Below are 13746 nucleotides of genomic sequence, written 5' to 3'. Positions count from 1 at the left end.
CTGATTTTAAAATCGATTTTAAAATTTTACTTATCTTTTGAATCTAATTAATTTAAAAAGATATAATCATGGCAATTTTAAAAGTAATTGAAGTATTAGCAAATAGTGATAGCAGTTGGGAAGACGCAACTAATAAAGCGGTAGAACAAGCCTCAAAGAGCGTTAAAAATATAAGATCTGTCTATGTAAATGAGCAAAGCGCTCAAGTAAAAGATGGAAAAGTATCTGAATACAGAGTGAATGTAAAAATCACTTTTGAAGTAAAGTAATTTATCCTGCCTTAAACTCTTTAAGGTAAAAAGGTTCAAAATAAGCGACATCAACAGTGTCGCTTTTTTTATACTTTAAAACAGCAGTATCGCACATCGTTATTGCTGTAGGATTAGAAGTTACATATCGATGTGCAGGTTCTTTAATCAGATTTTCAAATTTCTCTACACCAGTACCTATGAAAGTAATGTTTCCGCTTTCGCGAAAGCGAGAAAAAGAATCTTCATCTAATACAACCGCTTTAGTAGTTTCTACAAGCTCTTTACCTTGATACACTGAAGCGTAAACCTCCATACGTCTTGCATCTAACATGGCGATAGTATAATCACTTGGTAACGTATTTTGCAAGCTTAAAGACTCTAAGGTATTGATCGCAATCATAGGAATATCTAAAGCATAACACATGCCTTTTACACTAGCAACACCGATGCGTAGACCGGTATAGGATCCTGGTCCTTCACTAACGGCTATGGCGTCTATATCTTGAACGGTTAAGTTATTGCGCTTAAGTAAGTCATCTATAAAAACATGTAAACGTTCTCCATGAGAATAACTAGAGCTATTATCTTCTATAAAATCAGCACAATGTGCTACCTGATATGAATTTGCGTTTGTGATACTAGTATCATCACTAGCCAGTGCTACTGAACAATTTGTAGAAGAGGTCTCTACACAAAGAATGAGCGCCATATTATTCTTTCTCTACAGTTTCTTCCTTACTCTTCTCAGTATTGATGAGATCACCAGTCTTAAGCTCTTTAGTAACGGTGCGATATGGTCCCGTAATAATTTCTTCGCCTTCTTTAAGACCGGTAAGGATTACGATGTTTTTATCATCTTGTATACCTGTAGTTACCACGCGCAGTTTTGCTTTATCGCCAGACTTTACATAAACACACTCATACTTTTCAGCGTCTAACTCAATATCTGAGCGTCTTTTATTTTCAGTAGTATCATTTTTCACAACGATAGAACTGATAGGTACTGCTATAGCATCTTTCTTTTCTCGTGTGATAATATCAACGGTCGCTGTCATTCCAGGTTTAAACGGACTGTAATTCTCTGGCTTACCTTCTGTAAGATCTGTATAGGATTTTGGAAGGATACGTACTTTAACTTTAAAGTTAGTAACCTGATCTGCAGACAGCTGTCCTGTAGCCGTGTTTGCGATTTCAGTCACTTCACCTTCAAACTTTTTCTTTAAGTAAGCATCTACTTCTACAATAGCTTTATCGCCTACAGCAATTTTAACGATGTCATTTTCATTAACATCTACTTCAACTTCCATTTGCGAAAGATCTGCAACACGTAGTAACTCTGTACCAGCCATTTGTTGAGTTCCTACCACACGCTCACCTAACTCAACGGCAAGTAACGATATGGTACCTGTCATGGGTGCATATATACTTGTACGACCTAGATTATCTGATGCTTCATTTACAGTTGCTCCTGCACTTTGTACCGTAAAATAAGCAGATCTTTCAGATGCTTTTGCCCTATCATATGCAGCGATAGCCGCGTCAAAATCTGATTGTGAGATCACACCTTTCTCAAATAAGGTAGCACTACGACCATAGTTTGCTTTTGCCTCAACCAGTGATGCTTTTGCCTGTTCAAAACCAGCTTTAGCATTTGCGAGTCCAGCTCGAGAACGACTAACACTAGATTGTAATAAATCTGGATTGATACGTGCTAGAAGATCTCCTTTTTTAACAGCTTGTCCTTCTCTTATAGGTAATTCAATAATCTCACCAGGAACTTCTGGAGAGATACTTACTTCAATCTCTGGCTTAATTTTACCAGTCGCACTTACGGTTTCTATGATGTCCATTTTTTCAATGGACATTACTTCTACCGTTTTCCCTTTATCCTTACCACCTATTACACCAACAGCTTTGAGTCCAAAGTACCCGATGACAGCTATTCCAATAAGGATTAATATAATAAGTAATGGTTTTTTCATGGTTTTAGAGTTTTAAATCTTCTGGTGCAATTCCTGTAAATAATTCAAGAACTTTAAGTTTAAAGATGTAATCGTATTTACTGCGCAGTAGACTGCTTTGCGCATTAGTCAATTGTGTTTGCGACTGGTTAAAGTCAAAGGCATTCATTAGCCCAACATTATAACGTTCTTGCGCATATTCATATGCTAGCTCTCTTGCTTCTAATGCTTTTTGAGCACTTTGATAAGTCAGTCTTGAACCTTGAGCATCGTTATATGCTTGATAAATATTTTGTTTTAAATCTAGTTTTGCTTGAGTTTCTTGTAAACGGTTATTCTCTACATTGAGCTTACTGCGTTTAACATTATTAGATACCGACCAACCATTGAATATAGGAAGGTTTAAACTTAGTCCGTATGATATACCATCGTTTAATGATAACTGATCAAAGAATGCTAGATTTAATCGATCGCTCTCACGAGTATTGTAGTTGAAAAAGGCATTAACTGTTGGAAGCCTCGCACCTTTGGCAATTTTCAAGTCTTGTTCTGCAAGAGCGGTATTTTGCTCTGCTATTTTAATTTCAAAACGATTTTTAGTGGCTGCGTCATAAATACCATCTGCACCTTGATCTAAAATTAGTGCCGAAGGATCACTCAAATCAGGATCTGCAACGTCAAAGTTTTTAAAGTCATCTAAGTTTAAAATTTGTGCAAGAGTGATGCGAGAGATAACCACATTATTTTGGGCTGCAAGGATTTGCTGTTCCTCATTTGCAAATGTAGCTTGCACTTCTAATACATCTCCTCGTGGAAGTGAACCTGCATCTACTAGCTGTTGTGTTTGTTCTAATTGCTTTGCAGTTAACTGGTGTTGTGTTTCTAATTGCTTTAAATTTTCTTTATTGAAAAGAACGTTTAAATAACTGTTAGCTACGTTCAATAAAATATTGTCCTCCAACTGCTCTGCACTGTATTGAGTGGCTAGAATATTCATTTTTGCACGTTGATGACGATAAGCGTTACGCATACCATTGAATAACGTTACACCAGAATTAATTCCATAGGACGAGTTACGTGTTGTTTGCGTTTGTAAAACACCAGTAACTACGTTTTGTGTAAGACCTGTATTCCATGAATTACTAGCGCTCGCATTAAGACTAGGTAAGAAAGCACCTAAGGCATCCTTTTTATCTAGTTGTGCTTGCTCGATATTTAAATCTGCCTGCTTTATATTGATGTTGTTTTCTATTGCATAATTCACGCACTCTTGAAGAGTCCATGATTTTGTTTGTTGCGCTTTCGCGAAAGCGAAACTTAAAACCGCAATACTACAGATGATAATTTTTTTCATTCCCATAACTTCCTATATGATATGTATGTGTTTCTATTAAAATGTTACAAAAAAGTTTATCCGCCGTATCCACCACGACCGGTAGGTGCTTTAAGAGCATTCCAAACTTTAATGTTATCACCTTCATTTACTCCAGAAAGGACTTCAACATCGATACCGTTACTTAATCCTAGTTCTATATCACGTCTTTCAAATTCTTGATCACCGACTGCCACTTCTACAAAAGGTTTTTTAGTTTCTGGATCATATTGAACTAGAGCTTCTTTAATACTCAAAACCTGATCTCTTTTATCCAGTATTATACTCGCATTTGCGCTTAAACCTGCTCTAATAAAGGTGGAGTCTTGGGCTGCTTTAAGAGTTCCTTTTATCGCAAATTGAATGGCTCCATTCTCTGCAATACCTTTAGGGGCAACATAATCTAGCACGGCATCAAATTTCTTATTATCAAAAGCTCCCACGGTAATCTCTAATGGCAAACCTTCTTTAATTTTACCTACTTCACTTTCATCTACCTTACCTTCAAATATCATTTTATTAACGTCTGCAATTACTGCGATAGATGTTCCTTCATTAAAGTTGTTTGCCTCGATAACTTGATTACCTTCTTTTACCGGTACATCTAGCACCATACCAGATACAGTAGCGCGTATAGCGGTTTGTGCATAATTACCCAATCCTGCGGTAGTTCCTGTTCTAATGATATCATAATTCTGCTGTGAACTGGTAAGATTTACTTGTTCTTGCTTTAAACGTTGAAGTGCGTTATTGTAAGCATTCTGTGCCAGATCAAATTCATTTGCAGCGATAACTCCTTTATCAAAAAGAGTTTTCTGTCTGTTATAGATAGCTTTTTGATTATCTAAAGCAAGTTTTGCAGTTTCTACAGCAGTTCTAGCTCCAGAGATATTGTTTTTTGCATTAGTTAATGAGGAAACATTAGGCACGACTTTAATGTCTGCTATTAAATCTCCTGCCTTAACGAAGTCACCTGCCTCTACATGGATTTTATCAATCACTCCAGAAATATTAGGTTTAATATTCACCTCTTCTTTAGGCACAATACTACCTGTAGCGACTGTTTCTTTGATGATCGTCTCCTTAGTAGGCTGCTCAGTAGTATAAGTGATAGGATCTTCTAAATCTTTTTGATAGATGTAAAAAATCCCTGCTGTTGCAAGTAGCAGTATGATGATCAATGTAATTACGGTTCCTGTACGTTTCATTATGGTTACTTAGTTATTAGTCGGTTCTTAAAGCGTCTACTGGTTTCATTTGAGTAGCACGTGATGCTGGTATAAATCCAGCGAGTAATCCTGCGATGATTAAAATGATAAGCGCGATGATAATCACGGTAATATTTACACTAGGATTTGCAAAGTTTTCTACGGGTCCACTTTGATCTAATATATAATTCATGACCCAAATTAATCCTGCAGCAGCAGCAATACCTGCTAATCCAGAGACAATGGTTAACACTAGTGATTCTTGTAAGATTTGTGATTTGATATCCCATGGTGATGCGCCTAAGGCACGGCGTACACCTATCTCATTAGTACGTTCTTTTACCACTATAAGCATGATATTACTGATACCTATTCCTCCAGAAAGTAAAACCAGTGCGCCCACAAAATAGCCTACAAAACCTAAAATATCGAAAAGCCCAGTAAAGCGAGCAAAAATCTCTGCTTTATCAAAGTTCCCAATCGCTCTTTGATCATCTGGATGAACACCTCGTTGTTCTCTCATGATAGATAAAACCTGAGGCTTTAATGAGGTGATACTTGTGTGATCATATGCCGTGATAGCCATCCAACCTACATTATTCCCAGTATTAAATGCGTTTGCAAAGCTGGTGAATGGTATAAATATATTGTTTGCCTCTTCTTCACTATCACCTTGTGTATTGGGATTTTGAAATACACCGACTACTTTAAAGTTGACTCCATTAATTTTAATATAGGTCCCTATAGGCTCTTCACCGATATCGTATAAAGATTTAACAACATCAGTTCCTATCACTGCGGTTTTCATTTTTGCATTGATATCAGAGTAGTTGAGCCATCTACCTTTAATGATATCCATATATTCTTGGTGAATATATTCTGGATAATCTCCATAGATTCCAAAGGCACCAGTCTTCTCGTTTCTAGTTACATTGTTAGCACCACGGAAACCACCCAATTGTAGTCTAGGTGAAACATATTGTAATGCAGGAATATTTTGTTTGAGCGCCTCAACATCATCTAGCTTAAACTGTACACGACGACCTTTATTAAGACCTTTATAAGCCATTGAGGTACTTTGTCCCCACATGAACATAGAGTTTGTCGCTCCGTTTGCAAAACCGGTGGTTACACCTGTTCTTAAGCCATTTGTTAGTGCTAACAACGCTACTAAAATGAATATTCCCCAAAATACTCCAAACGCAGTTAAAAATGTACGCAGCTTATTGGCATTAAGTGCCTCTAATATTTCATTCCATCGATCTCTACTAAACATATTACTCGTCTCTTAAGGCTTCTATAGGTTTAATATTTGCAGCTCTTCTAGCTGGTATAAAACCTGCTAAAGCACCAGCAACTATTAATATAATGACCGTGGTTATGGATGTTACAAAATCAACTTTAGGATATTTAATGAAGTCTGCTTCAATTTGAGGACCTACTAACTCCAGTAAACCAACACCAAAAAACAATCCTATCAATCCCGCAAGACTCGTTATAAAAATAGCCTCTTGTAATACCATCCATATAATTTCTGAAGGCAATGCTCCTAAAGCTTTTCTGATTCCTATTTCTTTGGTACGCTCTTTAACTATAATAAGCATTATGTTACCTACTCCTACCACACCTGCAATAATGGTTCCTATACCAATAAACCAGAACACCGCTCTTATGGTATCTATTAAACCATAAATTTTCTTAGCTTCTTCAAGTGTATCGTTAACTCTCACAGCGATTCGATCATCTGGCGCAACACTAAATCTAGTGCGCAAATCTTGATCAATGCTTTGAGACATTGCAGCGCTCAACGCAACCGCTTCATCAAAACTATCACTCATTTTAACTGTATAAGCAATGCGGTTGATATTTTCTCCAGCGTTAAATACTTTTTGAGCGGTGGTCATAGGAATGAACAATCGTGTCTCCTCTCGTGTACCACCTGGATCTGTATAAACACCAACTACCGTAAAATTAATATTATTATTGAGTATAATAGTTTCTCCTACAGCCTCTTCGTCTCCAAACAAATCTTGTTTCATCTGATATCCTAGTAGACCTACTTTACGCGAACCATCTATATCTGAATTATTTATAAATCGCCCGCTTACTAATGTGGCATTTTCAATAAATTGTTGATCTGGGAAAGCTCCTTCAATACGATAGCTTCCTTGCTTTTCTTTATAATTTATCTGTCCACCCCATGTGTTATATAAACTCGTTTTATATTCAATCTGATCCTCATATTTTTGATTCAAATTTTCATAATCCTTATTAGTCATCTGAAGACGACGACCAGGATTAAGACCCTTAAACCCTTTTGTAGTTACTCTAGTACTTACCTGAATACGGTTTGTTGCATCACTTTCAAATTGTGATTTCACACCATTCTGTATACCAGATGAAAACCCTAGTAAAATGACTAAAATGAATATCCCAGATGCGACAGAAAGGCTCGTTAAAAATGTACGCAATTTATTCTTACGTATGGTTTCAAAAATCTCTTGCCAGCGTTCGATATTAAACATGCGACAATGCTTTAACCTGATCAACCATAGTATCATCTATGATTAAACCATCTTTAAGATTTACAATACGCTTAGTCATTTGAGCGATGTCAGGCTCATGCGTTACGATAAGAATAGTACGACCTTCTTCATTAATACCTTGAATAAGGTCCATGACCTCGTAAGAAGTTTTAGTGTCTAAGGCTCCTGTAGGCTCATCTGCCAGTAATACTTTAGGATCACTAGCCAGTGCTCTCGCAATTGCCACACGTTGTTTCTGACCACCAGATAATTGATTAGGTAAGTGATTAGCCCAGTCTGCTAGACCTACCTTTTCAAGGTAATGCATGGCACGCTCATCACGTTCTTTACGACCTACTTTCTGATAATACAACGGTAAAGCCACATTATCTATAGCGTTCTTATAATTAATTAGATTAAATGATTGAAAAATAAAACCTAAGAATTTATTGCGATACTGTGCCGCAAGCTTTTCATTAAGGTTTTTAATAGGGACTCCATCTAATGTATAACTTCCATGATCTGCTTCATCCAGCATACCTAAAATATTAAGTAAGGTAGATTTACCAGATCCTGAGGAACCCATAATAGATACTAACTCACCTTCTTTTACAGAAAAATTAATTCCCTTAAGTACGTGAAGTGAGTTATTTCCTGTGCTGTAGGATTTATGCAGGTCCTTTATTTCAATCATGGCTAGTGTTTCTAAACGAGCTATAAAGCAAGCTTAATTACTAAGACCCTAAATTTCATAAGATGTTACAGCAATAAATGATAATTAAATGTTAATTCAACTTTTTTTAGTCGTTGAACGATAAACGAGATAAATGATCCCACCTACTAAGATATACGGGAAAATCATTAAATACGTGATTCCATTATTCAAGCCTTCAGCAGCTTTAGTATCTCCACCACTTTCAATTACTGCACGACACATAGCACATTGCGCTTTCGCGAAAGCGGAATAAAAGAGAACTATAAGAAGTAAAATTAATTTTTTCATCTCTAATAATATGGGTACATAAATAGATAAACCAAAACACCTGTTATTGCAACATACATCCATATGGGAAATGTCCAACGAGCAATTTTCTTGTGCTTTTCAAATTTTTGAGTCCAGGCAAAATACATGGTATATAACACTAAAGGTAAAATGATACCTGACAGCACGATGTGTGTTAATAAGATAAATAAGTAAACAAACCTGAACGACGCATCTTCTGGATATGGCACTGGCTCATTACTGATTTTGGAAATCACATAGCTCACTAAAAATATCGCAGATAGAACAAAAGCTGTAGTCATCACTTTTCTATGTGCCGTTTTGTTTCCAGTTTTAATTAACCTAAAACCCGTAAATAATAATAGTGCAGTCATTCCATTAATCACTGCGTGAAATAGAGGAAATAATCCTGACTCAACACCTAAGAAGTTATACCTCTCTGGCATTAACATCAATAGCACCACCACAAGAGGTACTAATATTGATATGGTTATTATAATTGCCGGTCCTTTCTTTTCTAGCGTACTCATAATTACTTATTTAAAAGAGTTTGTGCGTCTTCTATAATTTCTTTTAATTGTGGTGCAATACCATTTTCTTCCACACCATTATATACCATCATCCAATTGCCATAGGCATCTTTGCGAGAACGTATTTTGCCTTCTCTATCTACTAAAGCAAAATTACCACTATGCTCAAATTTTATTAGGCTGTCTTGACTTTCTCCCACATAGGCACTGAAGCCTTCTCTTGCGAGCTTAAAAGTAGCCTCTTTATCTCCACGAGCAAAGTGCCATAATCCGTCTATAGCATCATGACGATCTGCATAATTTTTAAGGACTGGTTGTTTATCATAATCTGGATCTATGCTCACGGACAAAATCTTGAAATCGGGATGGCTTTTCAATTCATCTTGAACCGTTTTTAAATTATGACTCATAGGTGCACAAATAGTAGGACAAGATGTAAAGAAAAAATCTACTATATAAACTTTTCCTTTCAAGGATTCATTGGTAATGGTATCACCATTTTGATCTACAAATTCAAAATCAGGAACTGTGTTAAATTTTTTAAGAAATTTATCTGCCACTGGCGCTCGATCTTCAGAGCGGTTACTATCCACGACTTTATCTTTATTGATGTAGTGTACTATGTTAGTTACCGCAAAATAACCAAATATGAGGATGATTATCCCTAGCCCTATGTAATATGGAGTATCCTTAGACTTACTCATCTTCTTGAATTTTTTGATCTCTATTTTTTTTGAAAGCAAATCGATATTCTGCAAGTAATACACGCATATCGTCTATCATTCTTTTATTGAGTTGTGCTGCTGTTCTTGTATTATAACCATAAACAACACCATCTTCTTCAATATCATCATCATCACGACCTCTTAAATTCCTATCTAAGTCGATAACAAAAGCATAGTCTGATGATAAATCTTTATTCAAAGCATCATCTGTTTTAAAACTGTTATAAAGAGCCTGAACTTGTTGATGGTTACCTTTTAAAAAGTGCCAATCCTGCAGATCGGTTGTTTCACCCATTTGCTCTACAATTTGCTCTATATCATCCACACCAGATTCTGGAATTATACTGATCATTTGAAAAGTATTGAAGCCGTGGAATTTCTTGTATATTTTCTCATTAAGGTTAGAGACGTAACCTAAACGCTCATAAGGATTATCTCCTAAAAAAGTAATGATTGTAACACTATCCTTAAGTTGTGTTGCCGTTCCTTGAATTATTTCAAATTGATTGATCTCCTGCACATTTTCTGTAACAACAGGTAATGTCTCAAAGTGATGCTCACCATTAAGAAAGAAGAGGTATGCTACTAAGGGCAAAGCAAATAAAATCACAATAACGAATTTTTTAGAAAACTCGCTGGTTTGTTTAATTCCTTCGGCCTTTGGAAAATCTGACATATTAAGGTATAAAAAAGGACGGAAAAACCGTCCTTAATAATTTATTCAATTAGTATGCATTAGAAGTCAAAACTTACAGCTGCATTTTTATAAACTTGGTAAATATATTCTCCTTCTACAAGTAATATTGCAATAAGGTATATTATTAAGAATACTCCTGTCCATACTACTGCGCGACGCAATCCACTTACTTCATCTCTCATGTGCATGAAATCCCAAGTAATGTAATACGCTTTTACTAAAGTAAGAATGATGAATATCCAGTTTAATATTTTCAATCCTAATATATGACCGTTTAAAGAGTCAGGTTTAATATAACCTAAAGCAACCTCAACGATTGTTATTAATGAAAGAAATATAAGTACCCCCCAAATTTTTTGAGTGTTAGATTTGAACTTTACAAGACCTCTAAAGATCTCTAATTTGTGTTCTGCGTGTCCGTCAGTATGTGCTGCGTGATCTGCCATTTTAATGTCTTAAAAAAATTATACTAGGTAGAAGAATGTAAATACAAATACCCAAACTAAATCTACAAAGTGCCAGTAAAGACCAACTTTCTCTACCATTTCATAACTACCTCTTCTTTCATAAGTACCTAATAATACATTGAAGAAAATAATTAGATTGAAAAGAACACCAGAGAATACGTGGAAACCGTGGAATCCAGTGATAAAGAAAAAGAAATCTGCAAATAGAGGTGCTCCATATTCGTTTTCAGAAAGATTTGCTCCTTCTACCACGCCTACTGCTTGATTATTTAGTTTAAACAAAGACTCTTCTCTAGATAAAAGTAACTTCTCTGAGGCACCTGTCTCCTCATTAACAATAAGTTGTTGTGTTCTGATTCTTAAATCAGGATTTGCAGCAAACCCTTTTCTCACCTCATCAATTGTGTAAGTAGAACCTATTGGATCATCTGATTGATACCAGATACCTTCATTATTACCTAATGCCTCTACAGGACGTTCTCCTACAGTCACAAATTCATTTAAGGCTACACGAGAACCTTCGGCATCAGTAAATTGAAGAATCTTTCCTCCTTTAGTTTTTACGGCACCGTATTCTCCATTAATAAAGTTTTTCCATTCCCAAGCTTGAGAACCTACGAATATTAAACCACCTATAACGGTAAGTAATAAATAGAAAGATACTTTTTTCCTATCCATGTGGTGACCAGCATCTACAGCTAGAACCATCGTCACCGATGAACCAATAAGGATAAAGGTCATTAAGGCAACATAGAACATAGGTGCATCAGTCCCATGCATAAACGGGAAGTGATTAAACACCTCATCTGCGATAGGCCATTCTTCTATAAATTTAAATCTTGAGAAACCGTAAGCGGCAAGAAATCCTGAAAAGGTCAATGCATCCGATAGGATGAAAAACCACATCATCATTTTACCATAACTAGCCTTGAGAGGATTTGATCCACCACCCCAAGTTTGCCCTTCGGTACCAGTAGGAGCTACTGTTGTATCCATAATCTTTAATTAAAAATAATGTGCTGCAAAAGTACTCTAAAAAATGTCTTTAGCAAACACTAAAAATAATAGTAGATATATCCATAACACATCTACAAAGTGCCAAAATACGGCACCTAATTCGAAACCTAAAATTTTTGTTGGAGAATATTTTCCTTGCAACACACGTATCGTCATGACTAGCAACGCAATAAGCCCTGCAGCGATGTGAGCTAAATGGGCTACAACAATCACATAAATGAATGATGCATTCACACTACTTCCTTCTCCAGTTAAAAATATTTTTTCATTTACTAGATTATCAAAGCCTGCAAATTGCATAAAAACAAAGGTGCTTCCCAGTATAAAAGTAATAATTGTAAGTATGGTGGCTCCTTTTTTATTGCTATTAAGAATAGCTTTTTTTGCCAGAAACAAGGTTAAACTACTCAATAAAATCACTCCTGTACTCCAGAAAAACTCTTCAGGTAATTCTATCTCAACCCAATCCTTACGACCACGACTTACAACATAAGCACTTGTAAGTCCTGCAAACATCATAATTAGACTCACAATACCAAACCACATCATTTGTTTTTTGGAACGTGCAATTTTCTCATCGTGCGTTAATTCTATCTCTTCCATCGTTTATCTTAAAAATTTATCAACCACATAGATGATTTGAATCAATGTGATATAACTAACACTAACTAGCATTAATTTTCTTGCAACCTGATTAGTGCGCTCTTTAAAAAGTTTTATGGCATAATATAAAAACCATAAACCCAATAAACCTACTAACACAGCACTTATCCAAGTCATGTATAAGCTACCTGTAACACCAAATGCCGGAATCAGCGATATGGATATTGTCCAAACCGTATACCAGATTATCTGCACAGCAGTACCTTTATTTGCTCCACCAGTAGGCAACATTTTAAAGCCACCTGCTTTATAGTCGTCTTCTAGCATCCATCCTATCGCCCAAAAGTGAGGAAATTGCCAAAAAAACTGCAGCATAAACAAAGTACCTGGTTCTATCCCAAAATTACCACTCGCTGCAACCCAACCTAGCATGTAGGGAATCGCACCTGGAAAAGCGCCTACAAACACACAAAGTGGTGTCCTAGTCTTTAGTGGCGTATAAACTGCCGCATAAAGGATAATACTTAACGCACCAAAAAAGGCCGTTGCAAAATTGATAAGATATAGTATATAAATTCCACTGAATGCCATGATTAAACCATAGACCCATGCCGTGGAAACACTTATGCGACCTGTAGGTAATGGTCTATTGCGCGTTCTTTTCATAAGCGCATCTAGATCCTTCTCTATAATTTGATTAAAAACGTTTGAAGAACCTACTAAAAAGTAGCCTCCTACTATGAGCATCAATATAACCTTCCAATCATACACCTCAGCGCCTAAAAAATAACCTGCAATAGAAGAAAACACCACCACTACAGATAATCGCGGCTTTGTAATTTCTATCAAGTTTCTCACCATGCTCGGTGATTTTTCTATGGCATTTACTTCTGTCAAAAAACTGTTTTAAATAGTTGATTTTAAAGGTTTGCAAAGATACCTTACAACAGCTTTGTGGCAAAGGAATTTAAATGCTTTCAAAGATATTTATGATTTATGAAGAATTGCGTCTCTACGCTTTCGCGAAAGCGTACTTCTCAAACGCAAAAAAGGAACCTAAAACGGGTTCCTTTTTTTTATATGATAAGAAGACAAGTTTACTTTTTGCGCTTCAACTTTACAAAGCCTATACCTACAGCAGCCGCTATAGCAAGCGCAATACCTGGTATAGGTGCAGCATCCTCTACATCTGTACCATCTGGAAATCCTGGTTGAGCCATAGCTGTCATGGATAAAGTTAAAAAGGCAATTAAAGCTATTGATTTTATGTTTTTCATTACTTCTGTATTAATAATATTAAAGGGAACTATAGTTAAGAACAATCGCTAATTTAACATATATTAACAAATGGACTTGAAACAAATATACACTTTTCAATAAAACAGCT

General features: G+C 36.0%; 17 protein-coding genes. 1 reads left to right on the top strand and 16 read right to left on the bottom strand.

Annotation, left to right across the window (positions count from 1 at the left end; genetic code table 11):
• Window positions 1–68 precede the first annotated feature (68 nt).
• Window positions 69–269 (top strand): dodecin family protein, encoded by a 201-nt coding sequence (locus IL45_RS10695; protein WP_036583709.1) that lies wholly within the window; start codon window positions 69–71, stop codon window positions 267–269.
• A 1-nt stretch (window position 270) separates the two neighbouring features.
• Here IL45_RS10695 and tsaB read toward each other — a convergent pair whose 3' ends face one another.
• The 16 genes from tsaB to IL45_RS10615 form a co-directional block, all read right to left on the bottom strand.
• Window positions 271–960: a tRNA (adenosine(37)-N6)-threonylcarbamoyltransferase complex dimerization subunit type 1 TsaB gene (tsaB, locus tag IL45_RS10690; protein ID WP_036583706.1), complete on the bottom strand. Its 690-nt coding sequence runs from the start codon at window positions 958–960 to the stop codon at window positions 271–273.
• Between the two features lies 1 nt (window position 961).
• On the bottom strand, window positions 962–2233 hold the full coding sequence (locus IL45_RS10685; RefSeq protein ID WP_036583703.1) for an efflux RND transporter periplasmic adaptor subunit: 1272 nt from the start codon (window positions 2231–2233) through the stop codon (window positions 962–964).
• A 4-nt stretch (window positions 2234–2237) separates the two neighbouring features.
• A complete protein-coding gene (locus IL45_RS10680) occupies window positions 2238–3566 on the bottom strand; it encodes a TolC family protein (protein WP_036585263.1) in 1329 nt (442 codons plus the stop codon).
• 56 nt (window positions 3567–3622) lie between these two features.
• Entirely contained in the window at window positions 3623–4792 is a 1170-nt protein-coding gene (locus IL45_RS10675) for an efflux RND transporter periplasmic adaptor subunit (protein WP_036583700.1), read from the bottom strand.
• Between the two features lie 16 nt (window positions 4793–4808).
• Complete coding sequence (locus IL45_RS10670; protein WP_036583698.1) at window positions 4809–6068, bottom strand: ABC transporter permease; 1260 nt, start codon at window positions 6066–6068, stop codon at window positions 4809–4811.
• Window position 6069: 1 nt separating this feature from the next.
• A complete protein-coding gene (locus IL45_RS10665; protein ID WP_036583695.1) occupies window positions 6070–7317 on the bottom strand; it encodes an ABC transporter permease in 1248 nt (415 codons plus the stop codon).
• Window positions 7310–8011: an ABC transporter ATP-binding protein gene (locus IL45_RS10660; protein ID WP_036583693.1), complete on the bottom strand. Its 702-nt coding sequence runs from the start codon at window positions 8009–8011 to the stop codon at window positions 7310–7312. Before IL45_RS10660 ends, IL45_RS10665 begins: the two co-directional genes overlap by 8 nt.
• Window positions 8012–8107: 96 nt before the next feature.
• Window positions 8108–8320, bottom strand: coding sequence for a hypothetical protein (locus IL45_RS10655; RefSeq protein ID WP_036583690.1), 213 nt, complete (start codon window positions 8318–8320; stop codon window positions 8108–8110).
• A gap of 2 nt (window positions 8321–8322) precedes the next feature.
• On the bottom strand, window positions 8323–8850 hold the full coding sequence (locus tag IL45_RS10650) for a DUF420 domain-containing protein (RefSeq protein WP_036583688.1): 528 nt from the start codon (window positions 8848–8850) through the stop codon (window positions 8323–8325).
• Between the two features lie 2 nt (window positions 8851–8852).
• Entirely contained in the window at window positions 8853–9554 is a 702-nt protein-coding gene (locus IL45_RS10645) for an SCO family protein (RefSeq protein ID WP_036583686.1), read from the bottom strand.
• A complete protein-coding gene (locus IL45_RS10640) occupies window positions 9547–10251 on the bottom strand; it encodes a hypothetical protein (protein ID WP_036583684.1) in 705 nt (234 codons plus the stop codon). Before IL45_RS10640 ends, IL45_RS10645 begins: the two co-directional genes overlap by 8 nt.
• A 59-nt stretch (window positions 10252–10310) precedes the next feature.
• Window positions 10311–10718, bottom strand: coding sequence for a cytochrome C oxidase subunit IV family protein (locus tag IL45_RS10635; protein ID WP_036583682.1), 408 nt, complete (start codon window positions 10716–10718; stop codon window positions 10311–10313).
• 18 nt (window positions 10719–10736) lie between these two features.
• A complete protein-coding gene (locus IL45_RS10630) occupies window positions 10737–11735 on the bottom strand; it encodes a cytochrome c oxidase subunit 3 (RefSeq protein ID WP_036583680.1) in 999 nt (332 codons plus the stop codon).
• A gap of 36 nt (window positions 11736–11771) precedes the next feature.
• The gene (locus tag IL45_RS10625) at window positions 11772–12359 is read right to left on the bottom strand and encodes a cytochrome c oxidase subunit 3 (protein WP_036583677.1); all 588 of its coding nucleotides are present in this window, start codon (window positions 12357–12359) and stop codon (window positions 11772–11774) included.
• A gap of 3 nt (window positions 12360–12362) precedes the next feature.
• The gene (gene cyoE / locus IL45_RS10620) at window positions 12363–13256 is read right to left on the bottom strand and encodes a heme o synthase (RefSeq protein ID WP_036583675.1); all 894 of its coding nucleotides are present in this window, start codon (window positions 13254–13256) and stop codon (window positions 12363–12365) included.
• A gap of 200 nt (window positions 13257–13456) precedes the next feature.
• Entirely contained in the window at window positions 13457–13636 is a 180-nt protein-coding gene (locus tag IL45_RS10615) for a hypothetical protein (RefSeq protein ID WP_036583672.1), read from the bottom strand.
• Window positions 13637–13746: the final 110 nt, after the last annotated feature.

This window comes from Nonlabens ulvanivorans (assembly GCF_000732625.1).
In the GTDB taxonomy this organism is placed as follows: Bacteria; Bacteroidota; Bacteroidia; order Flavobacteriales; family Flavobacteriaceae; genus Nonlabens; species Nonlabens ulvanivorans.
Note: the sequence above shows the minus strand (reverse complement) of the source record. Positions and strands in the feature narration are given on the sequence as shown.